This window comes from Neiella holothuriorum (assembly GCF_019457915.1).
Taxonomy (GTDB): Bacteria; Pseudomonadota; Gammaproteobacteria; order Enterobacterales; family Neiellaceae; genus Neiella; species Neiella holothuriorum.
On record NZ_JAHZSS010000003.1, the window covers coordinates 230,350 to 251,324 of the forward strand.

A 20,975-nucleotide genomic window follows, 5' to 3' on the forward strand; every position below is an offset into this window, starting at 1 on the left:
CTCGCAATAGGCCACCCTAATAGTTAGGGCACAACAGGAAAACCTATGTTAACCGGACAAATTCGTAACGACATCGACCAGCTTTGGGAAAAATTCTGGACCGGCGGTGTGACCAACCCGCTCACCGTGATTGAGCAAATCAGTTACTTGATGTTTGCGCGTATGCTCGATGAGCGAGAGACGCAAAAAGAGCATCAATTTAACACCATGAAAGCATCGGGCTTAAATCCGCCGCCCATGTCGCGTATGTATGCCGACACGCCAGAAGGCCAAGAGTTACGCTGGAAAAACTTTAAAAGCCTCAAGGGCGATGCGTTGGTCAAGCGCTTGCGCGACCAAGTCTACCCAGGCTTTGCTAGGCTAAAAGTGGCGGAAGATGGCATCAACCCAGACATGCTTGAATTTATGGTGGATGCCGACTTAGCGGTGCGCAATCCTGCGGTACTGCAAAGCGCCATTGAAATGATTGAAAAGCTGCCGCTGAACCAAAGTGATATCAAAGGCGATATCTACGAATACCTGCTCAGTAAACTCACCACCGCAGGCATTAACGGCCAGTTTCGCACGCCGCGCCACATCATCGACACCATGATTGAATTGGTAGCGCCAAAGCCTACCGAAACCGTGGCCGATCCGGCTTGTGGTACAGCAGGCTTTTTAGCCCGCACCATGGAATACCTAAACCGCAAGCACTCCAGTGAATATGGGGTGCTGACCGATGAAGAAGGCAACAAGCACTACACCGGCGATCAGCTCACGCCTTATCGCAGCCACATCGAGAGCAACATGTTCTGGGGCTTTGATTTTGATGACACCATGTTGCGCGTATCTGCCATGAACATGATGTTGCACGGCGTATCGGGAGCCAATATCCATTATCAGGATTCGCTCAACAAAAACATGCAGCAGCATTTTCCAAAGCAGGTGGACAACTACTTTGATGTGATCTTGGCCAACCCGCCATTTAAAGGCTCGCTCGACTCAGAGGGCGTCAACCCCAAGATCTTATCGCAAGTTAAAACCAAAAAGACCGAGTTGTTGTTTGTGGCCCATATTCTCAACATGCTCAGCCTTGGCGGCCGCAGCGCCACCATTGTACCTGACGGCGTGTTGTTCGGCTCTTCTAAAGCGCACCAGCAACTACGAAAGCACTTGGTGGACGACAACCAGCTAGAAGCGGTGATCTCGCTGCCAAGTGGCGTATTTAAACCCTATGCAGGGGTATCAACCGCTATTTTGATTTTCACCAAAGGCGGTAATACCAACAAGGTGTGGTTTTACGATGTGCAGCGCGATGGCTTCTCCCTTGATGACAAGCGCACCGCCATTAAAGACAACGATCTGCCAGATGTGATCAGCCAGTATCATGCCTACCAACAAGTGGTTGCTGAAAATGGCTCACTCGAGCTATGGCAAGACAAAACCAAACCGGCGTTTTTAGTGGATGCTGCCGACATTCAAAGCAACAAATACGACTTGTCGATCAATCGCTACAAAGAGGTTATTTACGAGGAAGAAACCTACGATCCACCCAAGGAAATTCTCGGAAAATTAAAAACGCTGGAGCAAGAGATCTTGGCCGATTTGAATGAGTTGGAGAAGATGCTGTGAGTTGGCCGCTGATCAAACTAAGCGATGTGGTGCAAGTGAACCCCCGATGTCCAAGAGATATCGATGAATTTCAAAACGTTTCATTTGTAGCAATGGCTTCGGCATCCGAAGAAGGTTTTTTACTCACTGAAGAAACTCGAGTTTTGGGAGAAACAAAAAAAGGTTTCACCTATTTTGAAAAAGAAGATGTATTGCTCGCCAAAATAACGCCTTGTTTTGAAAATGGAAAGAGCCTTCGCCCCAATCAAATCACTCATGCAGTTGGGTTTGGTTCGACGGAATTTCATGTGCTTAGGGCAGACCAGAGCAAAGTAGATTCGACGTATCTATTTTACATGATATCGGGTAAACCTTTTCGCTTCCTTGGCGAGCGGTCTATGGCTGGAGCCGCTGGGCAAAAGCGCGTTGGGGCGGATTTCATAAAGAACTTCGAAATCCCACTCCCCCCGCTAGACGAGCAAAAACGTATCGCGGCCATTTTGGATAAAGCCGATGCCATTCGCCGTAAACGCCAGCAAGCTATCCAACTCGCCGACGACTTCCTCCGCAGCGTCTTCCTCGACATGTTCGGCGACCCAGTTACCAACCCTAAGGGGTGGGAGATGATGCCAGTGAAAGATGTTGCTGAGGTAACAACAGGGAATACTCCTTCGAGAAAAGTTCCTGAATACTATGGTGGGAAAATGGAATGGATTAAGTCCGATAACATCAATACTCCTGAACATTTTTTGACTAAAGCGACAGAGTTTTTGTCTGATGATGGACTTAAGGTTGCGCGGACAGTACCGAAAGGGTCGACACTTATAACCTGTATTGCGGGGAGTTTTGACTGTATTGGCAATGCAGCTTTCGCTAACCGCGAAGTAGCTTTCAATCAACAAATTAACGCGTTGACGCCAAAAGAAGGCATGTTGAGCTGGTTCTTGTATGCATTGATTCTCTTTTCAAAAAAAGCGATCCAGAGTGCATCAACAAATTCAATGAAAGGTATGGTTAGCAAAGGAAAGTTAGAAGAAGTCAGACTGATAGTGCCGCCAATTGAGCAACAACAAAAATTTGAAGATATTTTTAATAATCAAATTGAGATGGTTGCAAAGCTCCGAACTAGTTCATCAGGCATTGATGATTGCTTCAACTCCCTAAGTCAATGCGCCTTCTCCGGCCAACTCTAATTCCACAAAACAAGGATGTTTTATGCCATTGGATTTAAGTAATACCCTCGTTATCGGCATTTCGGCCACGGCGCTATATGACATGGCTGAGTCGGACAAAATTTTCAGAGAAACCGCTGAAACTGATCCGGATACCGCCATCGAAAAATTCCGTGACTACATGCTCAAGCATGAAGATGAGCCATTGTCACCAGGAACTGGCTACCCGCTAGTGAAAGCGCTGCTGAACCTTAACCAATATCAGCATGCCGACGATAAATCTCCTCTGGTGGAAGTGGTGGTGATGTCACGCAATAGCCCAGACAGTGGCTTGCGCGTACTGAATACGATTCGCCACGACAAATTATCCATTACCCGTTCTGCCTTTACCGCCGGCGAGTCGGTCACCGACTACTTACATGCGTTTGATGTGGATTTGTTTCTAACCACCAATGTAGAAGACGCTCAAACCGTCATTGACTCCGGCCAGTGCGCAGCAGCCATTGTCAAAGAACCCCCAAAAAACGCAGCCCACATTCCAGAAGGGCAAGTTCGCATCGCCTTTGATGGTGATGCCGTATTGTTCTCCGATGAGAGTGAATTGGTCTATAAAACCAAAGGGCTAGGGGAGTTCATGGCACAAGAAGACGCCAAGCAAAACATCCCCATGCAAGAAGGGCCTTACGCTAGCTTGTTGAAAAAGCTATCAACGCTACAAGATAGGCTCCCCATGAAGGTCGAATACTCGCCGGTTCGTATTGCCATTGTTACTGCCCGCAATAGCCCATCTGAAATGCGAGTCATCAAAACTCTGCGCCACTGGGGCGTTTATGTTGATGAAGCCTTCTTCCTCGGCGGCGTTGGCAAAGACAAAGTACTCACAGCTTTCCGCCCGCATATTTTCTTTGATGACCAAGACGTCCACTTAGACGCCGCAGCCAACCTGGTCCCTTCCGGCAAAGTGCCATATCAGAGTTCTTCGGCACTAGTCGATATTGATGCGGCGAGCTCCCAACAAACAGAAAAAGAACAAGCATGAAAATTACCAAGCTATCGCTGACTAACTTCAAATCATTTAAACAGACCCAACACATCAATTTCGCGCCCGTTACTCTGCTGTTTGGGCCCAATTCGGTGGGTAAAAGCTCAGTATTAATGGCGCTGTTTTATCTCCAGCAAATTCTTGCTAAAGGGCAGTGCAATCCGCAACGGCTAGATGCATTGGGCGACAAGTTTGTTGGGGGGTTTAAGAACCTTATTCATGGTAAAGATTTAAACGAGTCCATTACTATCGGAGTGACATACGAGCGTCAATCAAAGCTTGGTTCGACCTACAACATGCTTAAAACAATGATTGATGAAAGCGAGGAGCTGCTTGCAAACAGCAATGTTCCCATCGCCGAGCCTGCGGCTGATTCAGATAAAATCACTGTCGAGTTTACGATTTCGTGGTCAAAGAGTGCGAGCTCCGCATATGTCAGCCGTTATAAGCTTTGGCTGGATGGTCTGTTTATGGCTGAGTGCTCGGCAGAGCCCAAAACCCAACAAGCGGTTGTCGAGTTATTCAACTACTTGCACCCTGCCGTTCTTGGTGAACGACATATAGATTGGCTCAAAGATGCGGAGTCATTTGGACATGTGCATTCGTTTTACCAAGAGCACAGGTATCAGTTTCACCAATTCGATAATGATGAGATGGAATTTCATGATGACGCGGCCTGCAGCCGACTGCATGAGTTACTCTCACTTGGTCATGCCGGTAACAATCTCCGAGATGATTACAAGGCTTATGATTTACCGCCGATGATGCATGTGCCGTTTGCCCTGAAATCTGCTGCGGGAGCGTTCCCAACGCTTGGACAGGTTGTTGAGTCTTCCATTGACGCAGATGATTACTTCACCACTACCGTAATCAACGAAATCATCAGTGAAGCGCTAGTGAGCCCTCTTGATGATTTACTAGCAATTCTTGATTCGAGCCGATGCATTGGCCCTTTGCGTCATATCCCTGATTCAACGTATCAACCGAACCCATACCCGAAGCAAGGCGATTGGTATGATGGAAGAGCTGCCTGGGATGAATTCAATAGTCTTGAGCTCGACAAAGTAGTTAATTTGAATGAGTGGTTAAGCGGTAGTGCGCGCCTGGATCTCGGCTACGAAATTGCTGCAAAGATTAAAGATGGCGCCAAACGGGTAGTTCGGTGCGATGTGTCAACGCTTGCCAATGAAGCTCCATTTAGTGCTGTTTTTTTAAGTAACTATTTTGCGCTAAATGATGCTTTTGAAGAAAAGCTGGTGATGAGTTTCAGTAAAGAAGACATTGCTAAAAATCCGAACGCTAGCCAAGCCATGCTTGAGGTTAAGGGGCTAGAAAGACCTATTCCATTTCTAGGCAAAGGAAGCAACGATATTGCCAAAATGTCTGTTTCCCAAAATGCAGAAGGGGTGAAATTCTGCCTAGGGTCCCAGTTGTATTTGGATGGAAGCACGTTCAAAGATACGGAATTAACTCTGTGGGATAACCTGCAAAGTATTGAAGTGACGCCTTCTGATATAGGCGTAGGCTTCTCTCAATTATACCCTCTGGTTAGTGCCTCACTTTTAGCATCAAAAGGTCTTATTGCTTGCGAACAACCAGAGTTGCACGTTCACCCGAGAGTGCAAGTTGCCATAGGTGATTTGCTGACCCAAGCCAATGACAATGTGAATTTCCTCATCGAAACTCACAGCGAACATTTGATCTTGAGGTTGCTTCGCAGGATCAGAGAAACAAGCGATGGCGAATTACCAGAAAACCTTAAGCCTGTAACGCCGAAGGATGTATCGATTGTTTATCTAGAGCCAACACAAGTCGGTGTTGTAGCCAAGCCGATTGATATTGATAAAGACGGTGAGTTCACAACCAATTGGCCTCGTGGTTTCTTCTCTGAACGAAGAGAGGAGCTTTACTAATGCTGATAGAACACTTGATTGAACCTGAGGCACTGGTTGAGCTGGCAAAGTCCCGCAGAAATTGCAAAGACTTTGAAAAGGAGTTCTCAAAGCCATCGCCTAGAGTTGTTTCTGATTTTCCTAAGTTCAAAAACTTAAGGCGGAGGACGTTTGGCGCTCAAGCATCTGATGTTTCAGAGCATGAACGTATGCGGCTTGAAGAACTTATTCGTTTTATTGGAGAGCACAGTCGCGTAAAGCGTGCGACCGAGTTCAATGGAAACTTAACGATACAGGAAAATTTCAAACTAGCTGAAGGCTGCGGGTTCGAGGGGTTTTGTTTGCTACAAAACAAAGTTGATGGTGATGAGCTGGAGTCAACCACAATTGATGTAGCGCAGTTTGAGGATGGTATTGAATCATTAGAACATCAAGCCACTATGGCAAAGGTAAAAGAGCAAATCGCAGAAACGCTCGGCTCATTACTGCGCCTTTCCGAGGACATCACAATCGTTGAACCTTACTTTGATTTGCGCCCCGGTATGTGGGATTCCTTTATTGAGCTTTTATGCTCCGGGGCTAGCTATTCAGCGACTGGGCCGAAGGCATTAAAACTATTGTATGACGCAGATAAAACCAGAGGGCGCAAGCCTCAAGATCTTGCGGATAAATTAGTTTCTGACAATCCCGAGTGCTTGGAAGCTTACCGCGAAATCAAATTCTGCCACTTCAAAGAAAAAGAAAAGCAAGCCGGAGCTATTCATAATCGCTTCATTATCACAGAGCTTGCTGCTGTATCTATCCCGCATGGCTTGGAAGCGACAAACGAGAGCGAAACGGATGACGTGACGTTGTTAACCACTTCGATCTATGACTCAAGGTATTCTCAATATTCTTTGTTAAACGGTTATGACTTAGTTGATGAAGCTGTGGTGGATAATTAATTCGTTTTTAGTGAACTCGTTTAATTGTATTGATTGCAAAAGGAAGGTTACATGGATAAGCCACTTTCGCTAGAGGAGCGTTTAGCAATATCTGAGGCTATAAAAAAGAACAGCAAACAACGTCATAAGAAAAAAATGCAAAACGATCCGGTATACCGAAAAAAACAACAAGCTAGAAAGCAAGCTAAGAAGGATGCGGCTGAGGCAAGAAAGGTACGAATTAAAAAAGCTGACGAAGAGCGAATTAAAGCCGGCAGGGCCTTACCCGACAAAAAAGTGAAGCTTATTTCTGGTGGAGGCATGAGCCCTAAATAAAGATTATTTGTAGTGAGTTAAATTGACTGTTGCCGCGAAGAAGGGCGATTTGTCAATACTGTATTTCACTCGAATAAGTAATATCTGGCGCTTCCTATGAATTTCTGTAGGCGCATTAGATTGGTGGGTAATCAATTCGATCAAAAGGAACCCGAACATGATATTCGTCAGGACAAAACGTTTTCTTGAGCTTGAAAAAAGAGTAAGCGACCTTGAAAAGCTAGTAAATGACTTAAAAAATGACTCTCGAAAAGAAAATGGCGAGTTTTCGGCGTCTCCTTCAGTGGTAGCGCTATCAGGTAGCCATCAAGAGAAATGTGCGCCAAAGTTTAATTTTTCGGAACATAATGAACTTGAAACTTTTGATCTTTTAGAGAAGACATTAAAGCGCGATATTCAGATTTGGGTAAATGAGTTATTTCAAAATCAGTCTATCGTGGACTCTTTGGCGCTTGAAGTGGCTAAAACAGTCGTATTTAGGAGTAAACCCAAAAGCAAAGCTGTATTGAAAAAGCTGAGTAATATAGGTGTTTACTCTTTAAAAGATAGTGGGAGTACCGACCAGCTTGTGTCAACTTTGCTTGAGCTTCTGAGTCAAGCTAATCACAGTTGCAACACCCAGTTAACAGTGGTTGCGCGCAGTGACCTCAAGTATCTCATAGGCTACATCATTGAACATGTTGAACCTTCAAAATCTATTGATGGAGCAGCTGACAGTGATTTGATCAATTGGCTCGAAATAGACGGGAATTCGGACTTTAGTTGCCTCCGCGGGTTTGACCCTCTAGTGGCTGCAGAGATATGGCTTACCATTTGCGACATAAAATCAGGATCGAAAAATATAGACAGTTGTTGGATTGACGCAGCTCATCATGTTTTAAAAGGAAAAATGCCTACAAACCCCAATAGCATTAAACTTATTAAAGCGAATGGCATGATGGCTTCATCCGACTTTAAGAACAGTATGCGTATAGGTGGGTTCGCTATGTCTCCTTTTTGTTTTGAAGGAGCTTTCCCCTATAGAAAAATTGTTTCATCAGATTGGCTCAATCTGATCGCATTGGTTGTGGGGGCTGAACCTGGGAAGAACCGATAACGCGACTGATTTGATCGTTGGTTTAGGCACAAATTTGTAACTCGCCTAGCAATTAGTGACTTATTGGTTTGTAAGAGAGTGCTTCGTTATGATCAATCTTCGCGCGTTAGTCGAATTGGCAATTTGACTTATTACTCGCTCAACGGAATGAGCAGAACTTGCATCATTTTAATCTGAGAAATGGACGATGCCGATTAGAATTTTGAGGCAAGCTCGAAATCGCTTTGTGATTATGTTCGAAGACCGACCCAGTAAATATATGTAACCTCTACAGTGACACTCGATCAATTAAGCTAAGGGAAAACATGGCAAAAGTTGATATGGCAATAGCAGAACAAGCATTTGTGGATGCTGGATTGAGCTTGTTTACTAGTGGTCGAGATCAAGTTCGAATCGCTAAAGAAGTTAAACCGGCAGGGTGCAGCATGGCCATTCAACATAAAGACGGCAGTTATGAGCTGTACGTTCGTGGAAAGGTGGCTATAGAGCAACTTGATTTAGTGAACGATAGTCTTTCACGGCCATTGATTAAACTGACAGGCAAACCTGTGCTTGCCTGCAGGCCCATTAGTGCCTATGAACTCGGTAGTGTCGTTGCTGAAGTTGTTGGTGCGCTAAAATCAATCGAGCAACCTAGTTCCGACTATTTAGAAGACTTTGGTCGATGGAAAGAGCTGGTTGAATATGCTAATCCCGCCGTTTATGGGGCTATAAATTTATGCCGAACTATGAATCTTAAGACCCCTGAGGTTAATTATTACATTGATGATGGCTTTGGCGGTATCGCCGCAAAAGTTGAGTTAGCCTGGCCACATGAAAAATTTGCAGTAGCTATTTCTATGGAGTCAGCCCTCGTAGCTCAAAAATCGGGATGGGAAGTCGTGACTGTTAGTGAGTTTGTTGATGGTTATGGACATGTAAAACAAAAGTTGTGTGATTTATAATAGATTTGGTCCGCTTGAATGGAGCTGGTCATCACAATTGTCCATGCTTGGAAATTGGCGATAGATAAAATTGAAGATGATTTCGTTGCGACTATATCTTTGAGAGATCTCAAGTTGTCATTATGGACTGAGTTACTCAGCGACTTTTCTGCATAGGCCGATTTTTCTATAGCAAGTGATAGCCTTTAGTGTTTTATGGCTAGCAGCTTTGCTGCATTGACGATATTGGATCTTACTTACCGCCCAATAATCAAACCAACTTTTAGCGCTAATGGAGCTCATTTATGATGCTGGTGACTTACTGCTGGTGGATAGTGGCAGTTATATTGTTGACTAATTCTACAATTGTTAATTCCGCAGAAAATCCTATTCGCGGGACGACGGAAAAAGTAAGGGTGGAGAAAGTTGTTGGCAATATTATATACACAACAGATGGGCGTAAATTTAAAACAGATCGAAGAACAGGTTATATTCCGAGACAATATTACCGTGAATATCAACTTAAAGGAAAAGAGTTAACTATCCGACATGATGGCAGCGATTTACTGAGAAAATATCAATATGTAGACATAGAAAGCGAGCTGCGTAAATGATTATTGGATTTATACTAGTAATTATCAGTAGAATCGGGCTAAAAAATCATCACTTGCTACAACAAACTCGCTAGAGCGTTTACCGTCCAATTCGGTTTTTAGTCACACCGATTAAATCTATCGAACAATTTCATTAATTCCCTATTGGATTTGATAGCCTGTTGTCCATTACGCTAATGAATAATCAACAACTTTTCAGGGGGGCTTGTTGTTTTTAAATGAGGGGTGGAGTGGTTGATGTTTTGATTTTTTTCAGTTGGGGTGAGTTAATGTTGATTTTTGCGCTGGTGATGATGGATTAAATCTAATGTTGAGGGTTTTTGTAACTTGGCAAGAAAAATAGTTTGGTGATAAGCATGTAAACTAACTATTTCAGCTGTCAGTGCAACCTATCAGCGTCAGTTAGGGTTTCCACTGCTCGACGGCGTACTTATCAATTTCTGTTTAACGTTAAACTAAGGGGGAGGACACGGTAGTTACGGAACATGAACGATAATTAACTAGTACCTACGTTATTATTAACTGAATAGTAACAATTTTTGGTTTTTTTTATGCTTGGAATCACATGACATTAAATTAACTTAATGTCATAATTAAACTTGGCAACAGGATGTTGCTTTCGTAAACGCTCAAGGAATGAGTAATGGACATAAAAACTGAAGTTCCCTCTCTTAAAGCTTCCTGCTTACCAATACGGATACTGCTAAGTAAGTATGTGTGTTGAGGTGTCGTGCCAACACTTAATTGGCCAAGTTTTTGATAAACCTTTGAATTAATCTGACTCTTGAGTAGTAATAAATGACCAGCCAGCTCTCCGCGTACATTGGCTCGCTTTCAGCCGAGGCCATATCTAACGCTTTTATTTATCTAATTGCATTGCTCTTTGTGTCTTCTGTGACCATGCGGTGCGTTGGGAAATATCCGCGATTCACTCAAGGGGTAGGTAATGTACTGACTTCTCTTGGGATATTGGGAACATTCGCTGGCATCGTTGTAGGTTTGATGGAATTCAATCCGTCAAACATCGATGGAAGTATCGAATCTCTTCTTGCAGGACTTAAGACTGCTTTTATCACGAGCCTCGTTGGAATGGCAGCGTCAATCGTCTACAAAGCTGCCATAGGAATCATTCCCAATAAAAGTGATCAAGCGTTTAAGAGCGTTGGTCCCGATGAAATTTACGAGGTTATGTCTTCGCAGCTGACATGTTCCAATGAGTTGCTCAATGCTATTAAAGGTGATGAAGATGCTTCTTTGACTTCTCAAATCAAAAACCTTCGACTTGATATTAACGATGCGACTAAGCAACACACTAACCAATACAAAGAGCAGCTCGAGCGAGCTGATAAATTTCAGCAAGGTCTTTGGCAAAAACTCGACGAATTTAGTCAAGCGTTGTCCAAGTCTGCTACTGAACAAGTAATTAATGCCTTGAAAGAGGTCATTGTCGAGTTTAATGACAAGCTAACGGAGCAATTTGGCGAGAACTTTAAACGCCTTGATGAATCGGTCAAAAAGCTGGTCGACTGGCAAGAAAATTATCGAGTACAACTTGAACAGATGGCAACCAAGTATCAGCTTGGAGTTGAAGCCATTTCTGCGACAGAGCAGTCAGTAGCAAGTATTAACGAGCGTGCTGAAGCTATTCCTGAAACGATGGAGAAACTTCATCAAGTGATGGAATTAGGGCACGGGCAAGTGACTGAGCTTGAACACCGGCTAGAAGGTTTTAAAGAGCTGCGTGACAAAGCTGTTGAGGCTATGCCAGAAATTAAAGAACAACTCGATAACACAATGGGAGCTATTTCAGAATCCGTTCAAGCAGCCTCTGAGCACTACAACTCGATGCTACAAGAAAGTAAGCAGGTCATTGATCACTTCTCTGAAACTGCCACAACCAGTGTTGATAGCATGAAGTCTAACCTTCTCGAAGGCGCTCAACAGTTGGCAGTAGACCTTGAAAAAGGTGCTCACGAAATTGGTGGCAAACTGGCAGAAGCGTCTATGGATATTCAAGGGAATGTGAGCACCGCTACAGGAGGTTTGCAAAACATGACTAACCATGTTTCTGAAACCACAGAGCAAATTAAAGAACACTTAGATAGTGCAATTAGCGAATTGAACTCCGAACTTCGAGTATTAGTAGCTGATATTAAAGATGATACCCGTCAGACTGGTGAAGTACTCAAGGGGGCTAATCAAGATCTCATCAATAGTACCCAACAAATACAGTCAGAAACGACTAGAGCAATGACGCATTTGCATGAGCGCTTGGAAACAACACTTCAAGAAGTGTTCCAAGTTCAGGCTCAAGCGGTTCGTCGTACATTCGATAGTTTGGAAGATCAAATTTCTAATGCGGTGGGGCAAACCGGTGGAGCTGTTGAGAAACAAGTTGAAGTGTTGGATTTCCAGCTTCAGCAAGAAATCAATAGAACTATGAACGAGATGGGCGAAGGGCTAGCGTCAATCACACAACAATTTACTCGCGACTACCAGCGATTAGTTAAAGAAATGGCTAGCGTCGTCAACACTCGGATGGCGAGCTGACCGTGAATAAGGTATTCGGCGAACGCCGCACGCATGGTGAAGGTGGTGAACACTGGATGTCTGTATCCGACTTAATGGCCGGACTGATGATGGTATTCCTGTTCATTTCCGTTGCCTTGATGCGTGATGCGATGAATGAGCGCGACAAAATTAAAGAAGTCGCAATTACCTATGAGCAAACCCAAGAAGCAATTTACCAAGCTTTGTTTATGGAATTTGAAACAGACTTGGTTAAATGGGGGGCAGAAATTGATAGGAATACACTTAGCTTAAACTTTACCGCTCCAGAAGTACTATTTGCCAACGGCAAATCAGCGTTGACGGAAAGATTCACCGTTATTCTGGAAGATTTCTTTCCTCGATATTTAAGCGTACTGGATCAATATAAAGACATTGTCCAAGAGATCAAAATTGAAGGGCACACCTCAAGTGGTTGGAACCATGATTCCAACGACTACGACGCGTACTTCAACAATATGTTGCTCTCTCAAGCTCGTACCAGAGCAGTGCTTGGCTATGTGATGACGTTAGATACAATCATTCTTAACTATTACGACTGGGTTAAAGCGAACGTAGCTGCAGTTGGTTACTCGTCGTCGAAGCTGATTGTTTCGCAAGATGGTATTGAGGACGAAGACAAATCTCGTCGAGTGTCGTTCCGAGTCATTACCAATGCTGAAGAGCAAATTAGAAAGATTTTGGTAACGGAATGAAGCTTACAGTTAACTTCAGCTCACTTAAGCGAGCTATTGACTTAATGGAGCCAGAGCATCAAGGCGACTTCATTCTTAAGTTGCAAGAAAGCTCCATTAGCAAACTTGACCTAGAGCTGAGCACAGGTAAAGACGTTGAGCTTAGCGATATCGATGTAGATTCCGGTCTGCTGAGCTACAAAGGCCGCAACGTTACGCTTTATATCAAAGCGAATGGTTCCAGCGCTAAATTTCACATTGCAGACTGCTCAACGTTGCAGTCCATGCGAGCAAGTGGTCGTTTTGAGCGTTATGTCGTCACCAATGATACATCTGGAGAGTTTTTGATCGGATATGGCGAATCTGAACGAAAAGCCAAACTGAAAGTATGTCAAAACTGTTTACGGAAGTTGAACTACAAAGGGTGTAATACAGGTCAGCCAATATGGCCAATCGTTCAGCAGTTCGATATGGCCGAATTCTTCGCTACTTACAGCTCCTTCTTTGCTCATATGCCATCACGGGATGCCAAAGATGCGGAAGTGGGATATACCGAGGATTGGGCAAAAATTTCTGCTCACCTTCGTGTCGAGAAAGACTTTACATGTGAACAGTGCAACGTGAATTTGAGAAGCGAACGCTTTCTTTGTCACGTGCACCATGTAAACGGAGTTAAGTCAGATAATCGCCATTCAAATTTGGAAGTATTGTGTGCAGATTGCCATAGCAAACAGCCGAGTCATGGCCATATGGCGTTAACCCACCAAGATCGCATTCTCATCAACGATTTAAGAAAGGCCCAGGGCATTTTAGAAGGACTAGGCCAATGGCAAAAACTCTTTGACTATGCCGATCCCGGTGTTCAAGGTGCTCTCCATGCGTGTCGAAAAATGAAGCTCAAAATGCCCGAGGTCGGCTATTACATCGATGATGGTTTCGGAGACATTGCTGCAAAAGTCGAGTTAGCCTGGCCAAATGAACGTGTTGCCGTTGCTGTTTCGCTTGAGTCGGCCCAAGGCGCTGAAAATGCAGGTTGGAAAGTAGTGGGGGTGGGGGAGTTCATCGATGGCCATCAAACTCGAACTCAAAGGTTAAAAGCATGACAACTGACTTTGTCCGATTGGTAACTCAAGTCATTACGATTAACCATGCGTGGAAACTATCCAAAGATGAATTTGGTGTCGATTTTGTCGCCACCAAATCGTTAAGAGACATCAAGTCTTCGTTGCAAGCAACCCTACTAAGGGATTTTCCACAACATGTCTATTTGGCAATAGCAAGTGACAATCACGAGCATCAAGAAGCTTTATTTAGCGTTCGATTAAGGGAGCCCTTAGTCGTGAATGGGGCGCTGCGGAATGACATTGAGCACCTCCCTGAGCGTATAGCTAATACCTTATTCACACAGCAAGAATTACAGCAACTTTTAGCGCGAGCATCAGCATGATCATTGATATTTGGACCAGTACCGACTCAGTCACGCAAATTATTATGGGGACGACAGTCGTGCTCTTGTTGTACTTTGCTTTCAAAGAGCTTAGAGAAGTGAACAACAGCAAAAACCTTTTAACAGAGCTGAGTACGTTAAAAGCAAAAAGCATCAATAACACAATTCACTTCGAGCAACTTAACGCCAAAGCTCGTGTTTGGGTTTCAGAGCACCTCATGTATCAGCCATCTGATTCTGGCCTTGTTATTGAAGCTCAAAATGACAAATGGTTAAGCAAGACTCCCATTTCCCAAATGCTGCCAGCAGCGAATGGTAATCGCAATAAACTGGTGCCAGCTCTGCTCACTAGTCTAGGTATTACAGGTACCTTCTTGGGAATCACCATGGGCCTAAGTGAATTCAACATGGCCGGTGATTCCAAAGCTCTAATCGCTTCTGCTGGAGAGTTACTTGAAGGGATGAAAACTGCGTTTTACACGTCACTTGTCGGCCTTAGCGCATCTGCGTTGTTTATGGTTCTGATGAAGATTTGTGCGAGCAGACTTGGTAAATATCAGGAGTCGTTTCTTAAAGGCATTGCCGACCATTATTTTGAAGCTAGCCCAATCCTTTACTTGAAAGAACTAGGTGGAGAGCAGCAGCAACGAGCGATTGAAGCTCAGATCCGTTCCTCTGAATCTATCGCATCAGTAGGCACGAAAATGCAGCAAGCCATTGAAGGGTTGCAAAGTTTCAGTGATTCATTCAACGGCGACGATATTGCTAGCAAAGTGTCCAGCGCAGTGGCTGACTCGATTGACACCTCATTGGCTCCTGTGATGAGCGAGGTCAAACAAGAGCTCTCAAAACTAAGTGAAATCAAAGAGCAGTCACAGCAGGAACTCGTTGAACTGATGATCAACAAAATGCGTGGCGAGTTGATTGAGCCTGTTACCGAAGAGCTAGCTAAAACCAGTGCTGCTGTGGTCAAAAGTAATGATGTTGGAGAGCAGCTCAATAGCAATGTTGAAAGGGTGATTACAGCGACTTCAGGTACCGTCGATACAATTAACCAATTCCAACAAGAAACAATGTTAAAACTCCAAGGCTTTGCTGAATCCTTAAAAGGCATTTTGGATAGTTTCCGCGATGATACTCAAGGATCAATGAGCCAAATTGCGAACGAAGTGAACTCAATGCTTAGTTCTGCACAAGCAGGACTTAACAGTCAGCGTTCGGCTTTTGAAGAGAGTGCCACACGTGCAACATCTGCATTCGAAGGAATGAAAGACTCCCTCGAAGGAGCTCTCGATCGTCGGCAAGTTGCTGAATCAGAGTTGTTTTCAAATGTCACAAGCCGTATCGACTCGCTATTAAATCAAGTCTCAACTGCATTTGAAGATCAAACTCAAGTCATTGTTCAAACGGGTGAGCAAGCCTCTCAATTATTGCAACAAACACAGCAAGACTTTACTAATGCTGTTCAGGAGCGTCGCAAAGAAGAATCAGGCCTATTCGAGCAAATGGAGCAGCGAATTAGTCAATTGGTCACTCAGTCACAAGACGTCTTTGGCGAACAAGCTAAAACTATTGAAGGTGTTGGCCGAGAAGCAAGCGCTTTGATGAGCAGTGCTAAAGCTGAGCTTGAACAAGGCCTTGGAGATATTGACAACAAAGTTCTCAATATGTCTAACACTGTGCAGCGCGAGCTTGAGGCGTTCCGTGAACAATATCAACAAAACCTAACTGCGTACTTTGAGCAGCAAAACAATTTGCTCGATGGTAGCCTCAACAAACAGCGTGAAGGTCTAAATGCTGTGGTGGAGAATTTCCGCCAAGTATTTAACGAAGAGTACCAAGCGCGGCACAACCTGCTACAAGAGCTAACTGCACAATATCAAAAACTTGAACAGTCAGCGCAAACCGTAGAGCGAGTTGCTAAAGCTATTGGCTTGAACGAAGCGGCTAAAATGGCAGAGCTACAAGATGCAGCTACATCGCTTGGCCGAGAGGTCGGCCAGCTCAAAAAGGAGTATGGAATTGCAGCGAAGGCATTTACCGACATTACGGCGAAAATGCCAGAAGCGATGCATGACTATTTCACCAGAGCAAACGAAAGCTTTGAAAGCTTCTTTACTAATTTCGATCGCGAAGCTAGCTCTATTCACAATAAGTTGTCGATGGCTGCTGGCTACCTAATTAATGCCGAATTTAATCGCCGTATGCTTGAGCAGGATGAGGCCGAAGCATAATGCGCAACATGATGAAACGTGGCTCTGATGCTGACGCTGAAGAAAGTGGTGTTTGGTTATCAGTCGGGGACTTGATGTCAGTCCTCTTGATGATTTTTGCTCTGTTGTTGATAACAGCCTTAGTTCAGATATCCGAGGTTTCAGAACAAAGCCAGAGCACACGAGTGATGATCATTAAAGGCATTAATGATGCGCTAATTGGGGCCGGTATTGAGGTGCAAGCTGATCCAGAAACGGGTGATATTTCAATTACGGACTCAATTTTGTTTGACAAGAATGACTATCAGTTAAATGACGGAGGGCGGGCGTTTCTTGAAACCTTCATCCCCATCTATGCCGACGTGATTTTCCAAAACAAAGCCACCGCAGAAGAAGTCAACCGCGTTGTTATTGAGGGGCATTCAAGCTCTGAGGGGAATTTTGATCGCAATATGCAACTTAGCGTACTCCGGGCTAACAGCGTGGCGGCTTTTATAAATTCGATGTCGTTCGGCAATAAGCAACAACTGTTCAACAAGGTCGTAATTTCTGGTCGGGGGCCGTTAGAAGCGGATCAGCAACAAGCATTAGCGTCAGACCGCAAGGTTAAGTTCCGCTTCCAGTTTAAAGCTGATGAGTTTCTTGGGAAGTTCAATGAGGTGCGTAAAATTGGAGATTAGCTTCTTCAGTCAGCCAAGGCTTCCTTTAGATAATGCCTTGGTTCCAGTCTCATTTGATGAATGGTTAGGGCTTAGCTTCGATGAAGCTAGCTTGCCGAGCTACCCTCAGAAAAACCTAAAGCAAATTTTGGATTTGGTCCGAGATGAGCGATCTAACCAGGTTCATATTTTTGAGTGGCTCTCGATCATCGAAGATCAGGCTCAGTGGGGCGCCTTGCCACAAGATGAACAGATTGCCTCGTGTCTAACGGTATGGAAGGCTATATTAACCAACAATCTTCTCGCGAAAATCACCTTGTTCAAAGTTGCCCAAGTCGCTGATGGACGAAGTGCTGAAATTGTCAGCCAAATTACTAACTCTCTTGAAATCGCCCACAAAGCAAAGTTTATCAATGACTCAGGCCTAATGGCCAAAGTTGGGTGGATAGTGGCGCTTCAGCAACAAAACTATGATGACTTAGCCTACGTATGTTACCAACACAAACAAACTGTCCCCTCAATATTAAAAGCGTTTCAGTTGCCTCGGAATAATAGTTATCAGGGGCATGTAATTGAGCACATATGTTCGATGGTTCACCAAGGAGATATTAATTTTGTTGATGATCGTTGGTTGGCTGACAATGCTAAAAGCTTAACTCTGACAGCACACAGCACAAGGTTCTGGGAGTGCTTTATTCAGCGTTTTAATACCGTTAGCTATGGCGAGTTCTGTGAAGATCAAGTTCGGCAACAATGTTTACCTGATCTAAAGAATTCTTTGTGGAGCCAATTGAGCGTGACTTGCCAAGATATTTTGGCATTGAAATTTAAATTGTCTCAGTACTTCGGACTAAAAGCGGTATCGCGAGCATTGTATTCAGACGAAGCTGCTGAAGTCTTAGAGTTTACAGAATCTGAGCAGCGTCAAATCCGAAGTCGCTCGATGTTTTGGGACAATTATAGTACCCACATCAAAAGAGCTCGAGCGCTTTTACCCAAACCGTCCTATGAATATGCCGTGGCTCATAATGGAACGGTTCCGCCATTTGTGAAAATGGCGCCTGCAAACATTACCAATGTTGAAGTTTATATCTTTGAAATTGGACAAATCATTGCCGTCGAGTTTCTTCGGGGAAGCTTAAGTGAACTACGTATTTTCAAAGCTAGCAATTGGAACCGTAAACTGTTGCTTGAGAGTGACTCAGCATCACATGAAGAAATACGAAAATTGCCACAAGCAGAAGTGCATGATCACATAATTGGCTGGCAATATTTTTGTGAAAAACTATTGCGAGAGCGCTTTAAGCTTGTTCCAAATGCCACAGTCGAGCAATTTAAAGGATTACCTCCCGAAGTAAGTTCGTACAGTTTTATTTCGGGCTTACCAAAGCCTGCGGAAGAAATATTACTTGAGCGCGAGCCTAAATTAAGCCGTTGGTTAGAAGAATTCTGGAGCAACGAACTGCAAAGCGGCAAATTAGCAGAAAGCCTCAAAGGTGATCAGCCGGGTAACAAAGAAATCATTGAAGCAATGATTGCCAAGCAGCGGGGAAAAACACGCCTAGTGCAGCAAAAGCTATCTCGAGCTGCAGAAAAATCCAATCCCGAAGCCATGTGGCAGCTTGGCAAATCGTTGTTGCTGGGAAGGAACAATTCTCCAGATTTAAGAAAACAAGGGGAGACCTGGGTTGCAAAAGCTGCGGGATTGGGGCATGTCGAAGCAAAAGAAACTACTGATAAGTTTGGGATTCAGCCAATCTCAAATGATTTGGATAGGTGTTTAAGTTTACTTAGCCGCGTTAGTGAACCGGATATTTTGAAAGGTGTTAAATTGGCAAGTTGTATCTTAAAAAATACCGAGCGCCTAGACCAGGATAAACCGAAATTAATAACTCGTTTATTTAAAATAATGGAGTCCTCAAATCAATCAGAAGTACGTGTACAGATCTCTAATGCTTTAGAAAACGTTGCGGGTAATAACTTAAAGTGGCGACTTATAACTGCTCTCCGAGCCAAAGGTCGCAAAGAGCGCATCAAAGCAATACAACTTATGGACGAGCTTTACTGGCAAGGTGAACGAGAGGGAATCCCTGGTCAGGTTGAAAAGATTGTCAAAGAAGCTCGGAGAATTAATCATGACGATGTGGTTTTAGCTGGCTTATCTGCTTTAGCAAAATTTGGTAATACCGTTGCTCAAAGAGAATTGAATGCGTTGCCTCTTAAAAAAAGGTGATTCATTTTCATTCAAAAAGCGGATGAGCTAGCGATTCAGTAGCGATGTCGCGTAAACCGTGTTGAAGCTGAACACGTTGACCATATTATTATCTAGGTTGGATTGTCACCATGCCTAATGCATTGAAAACATTGTGATACCGATGAAACAAATTCTTCTTTCCACGATTGGTGCAAGCCCGCAGGTATTGACCGAAACGCTATATGCAATAGCTCATAGTGGGCGGCCATTTCCGCATGAAATTTTTGTCATCAGCACGCTAAGCTGCAGGGATGCGCTGTTAAATGGCCTTGTTCGAGATGGCCACTTAGCAGCTCTCATTGAAGAGTATCAGCTTCCGAATATTGAATTTGATGAAAGCAATATTTGGTTAATCGAAGACGCGCAAGGAAGGCCGTTAGAAGATGCTAAGTCGGTTGAAGACCAATCTCACATGGCTGACTTTATTACCCAAAAAGTCTATGAACTAACACGAGACAACAATTGCGCTATTCATGCCTCACTGGCTGGTGGGCGTAAAACCATGGCGTTTTACTTCGGCTATGCCATGTCAATGTTTGGCCGAGCCCAAGACACTCTCAGCCACGTGTTTGTGAATGACGATTACGAATTTGTGCGGGATTTTTGGTATCCCACAAAGCAGCCCAAATGGGTCACTGGAAAACATGGCCACGGTGAACTCGATGTTAGCCGAGCAACAATCACCCTTGCTGAAATTCCTTTTGTGAGAATGAGTAGCGCTATTGATGAAACCCTAGCTGATTCCATGGCAAACCAATCCTTTAGTCAAACCGTAGGTATGTTGAACGCATCAACGCAAAACTCATTTACCGTGTCGATTGATGCTTGCGCTAGATTAATTTCTACGTTGGGCGTCGACATTAAACTCACAGCTAAGGAAATAGCCTTTTATTTATGGTTATTAGAAAAGGGCGAAAAAGGGTTATTAGTTGATCGCTACTTTAGTGACGATCCGCAATTTAGCCTTGAGTTTCTCGGTTGGTACGCTCACTTTGCTTCTGATCCTCGGGTATTTGGGTCACTTGGCATCACTCCTGAAGATTATCGAGCCAATGAGCTCGCATCGCTGACAGGTATGGACAAGGAATTTCTTCAACCCATCTGCTCAACCGTTAATCGGAAGCTCAGGAAGTCCTTGCCAGGACAAGTCGCTGTTAAGCTCGAAATTACCTCTGTCACCGAAGATTTTGCGCAGCGCTACCGAATCCAACAGAAAGACCTACGAGTTGAAGTCTTAAACTGCACTAGCAACCGAGGAGCAAAGGTACTAGATAATGGCAGCATCTAACTTCGAGTTTTTAAAGGGCGTAAACGACTTTCTGTATACCATCGGATAAGCTCATTTGGGCAGCTGGCTTGTTGCCACTTTGCATGAAAGGGCACAGGAATTTACCCCGTCATGATCGGTTTCAAACGGCCATTTCAATGCCATTCAAGTTTGATAAGCCGCTTCGATTGTGGGTATTACCTTTTACAATTAAGACCGACGGCAGCAGCCAGCTGTTGATTGATTTAGGCCATGATCTTAACAAGCTTATGAACCCCTGTTATCTAAACGAGTGATTTAAGCTA

The 20,975-nt window shown here is 44.1% G+C and carries 17 protein-coding genes; all 17 read left to right on the top strand.

The genetic code is table 11. From position 1 onward, the window contains the following. The first annotated feature begins 45 nt into the window (after positions 1 to 45). The 17 genes from K0504_RS04515 to csm6 all read left to right on the top strand — a co-directional run bounded on the left by K0504_RS04515 (position 46) and on the right by csm6 (position 20,691). Positions 46 to 1,611, top strand: coding sequence for a class I SAM-dependent DNA methyltransferase (locus K0504_RS04515; protein WP_220102966.1), 1,566 nt, complete (start codon positions 46 to 48; stop codon positions 1,609 to 1,611). Then, complete coding sequence (locus tag K0504_RS04520) at positions 1,608 to 2,783, top strand: restriction endonuclease subunit S (RefSeq protein ID WP_220102967.1); 1,176 nt, start codon at positions 1,608 to 1,610, stop codon at positions 2,781 to 2,783. The genes K0504_RS04515 and K0504_RS04520 overlap by 4 nt, the downstream gene beginning before the upstream one ends. Before the next feature lie 22 nt (positions 2,784 to 2,805). Then, positions 2,806 to 3,801, top strand: a complete 996-nt coding sequence (locus K0504_RS04525; protein WP_220102968.1) for a 5'-nucleotidase — start codon at positions 2,806 to 2,808, stop codon at positions 3,799 to 3,801. Further along, positions 3,798 to 5,717, top strand: a complete 1,920-nt coding sequence (locus tag K0504_RS04530) for an AAA family ATPase (RefSeq protein ID WP_220102969.1) — start codon at positions 3,798 to 3,800, stop codon at positions 5,715 to 5,717. Before K0504_RS04525 ends, K0504_RS04530 begins: the two co-directional genes overlap by 4 nt. After that, positions 5,717 to 6,640, top strand: coding sequence for a hypothetical protein (locus tag K0504_RS04535; RefSeq protein WP_220102970.1), 924 nt, complete (start codon positions 5,717 to 5,719; stop codon positions 6,638 to 6,640). Before K0504_RS04530 ends, K0504_RS04535 begins: the two co-directional genes overlap by 1 nt. A gap of 51 nt (positions 6,641 to 6,691) precedes the next feature. After that, positions 6,692 to 6,955, top strand: a complete 264-nt coding sequence (locus K0504_RS04540) for a hypothetical protein (protein WP_220102971.1) — start codon at positions 6,692 to 6,694, stop codon at positions 6,953 to 6,955. Between the two features lie 157 nt (positions 6,956 to 7,112). Next, complete coding sequence (locus tag K0504_RS04545; RefSeq protein ID WP_220102972.1) at positions 7,113 to 8,051, top strand: hypothetical protein; 939 nt, start codon at positions 7,113 to 7,115, stop codon at positions 8,049 to 8,051. A gap of 305 nt (positions 8,052 to 8,356) precedes the next feature. Next, positions 8,357 to 8,995 carry a hypothetical protein gene (locus K0504_RS04550; RefSeq protein WP_220102973.1) on the top strand — a complete coding sequence of 213 codons (639 nt, stop codon included), beginning with the start codon at positions 8,357 to 8,359 and terminating at the stop codon, positions 8,993 to 8,995. A 284-nt stretch (positions 8,996 to 9,279) separates the two neighbouring features. Further along, on the top strand, positions 9,280 to 9,588 hold the full coding sequence (locus tag K0504_RS04555) for a hypothetical protein (protein WP_220102974.1): 309 nt from the start codon (positions 9,280 to 9,282) through the stop codon (positions 9,586 to 9,588). 900 nt (positions 9,589 to 10,488) lie between these two features. Then, entirely contained in the window at positions 10,489 to 12,138 is a 1,650-nt protein-coding gene (locus K0504_RS04560; RefSeq protein WP_225917971.1) for a MotA/TolQ/ExbB proton channel family protein, read from the top strand. Between the two features lie 2 nt (positions 12,139 to 12,140). Further along, positions 12,141 to 12,851 (top strand): OmpA family protein, encoded by a 711-nt coding sequence (locus tag K0504_RS04565; protein ID WP_220102976.1) that lies wholly within the window; start codon positions 12,141 to 12,143, stop codon positions 12,849 to 12,851. Beyond that, complete coding sequence (locus K0504_RS04570) at positions 12,848 to 13,933, top strand: HNH endonuclease (protein WP_220102977.1); 1,086 nt, start codon at positions 12,848 to 12,850, stop codon at positions 13,931 to 13,933. Before K0504_RS04565 ends, K0504_RS04570 begins: the two co-directional genes overlap by 4 nt. Next, positions 13,930 to 14,277: a hypothetical protein gene (locus tag K0504_RS04575; protein ID WP_220102978.1), complete on the top strand. Its 348-nt coding sequence runs from the start codon at positions 13,930 to 13,932 to the stop codon at positions 14,275 to 14,277. The genes K0504_RS04570 and K0504_RS04575 overlap by 4 nt, the downstream gene beginning before the upstream one ends. Continuing rightward, positions 14,274 to 16,511 (top strand): hypothetical protein, encoded by a 2,238-nt coding sequence (locus K0504_RS04580; RefSeq protein ID WP_220102979.1) that lies wholly within the window; start codon positions 14,274 to 14,276, stop codon positions 16,509 to 16,511. The genes K0504_RS04575 and K0504_RS04580 overlap by 4 nt, the downstream gene beginning before the upstream one ends. Then, positions 16,511 to 17,170 (top strand): OmpA/MotB family protein, encoded by a 660-nt coding sequence (locus K0504_RS04585; protein WP_220102980.1) that lies wholly within the window; start codon positions 16,511 to 16,513, stop codon positions 17,168 to 17,170. The genes K0504_RS04580 and K0504_RS04585 overlap by 1 nt, the downstream gene beginning before the upstream one ends. Next, positions 17,160 to 19,382 carry an EH signature domain-containing protein gene (locus K0504_RS04590; RefSeq protein WP_220102981.1) on the top strand — a complete coding sequence of 741 codons (2,223 nt, stop codon included), beginning with the start codon at positions 17,160 to 17,162 and terminating at the stop codon, positions 19,380 to 19,382. The genes K0504_RS04585 and K0504_RS04590 overlap by 11 nt, the downstream gene beginning before the upstream one ends. Before the next feature lie 142 nt (positions 19,383 to 19,524). Next, complete coding sequence (csm6, locus tag K0504_RS04595) at positions 19,525 to 20,691, top strand: CRISPR-associated ring nuclease Csm6 (protein WP_220102982.1); 1,167 nt, start codon at positions 19,525 to 19,527, stop codon at positions 20,689 to 20,691. Positions 20,692 to 20,975 lie beyond the last annotated feature (284 nt).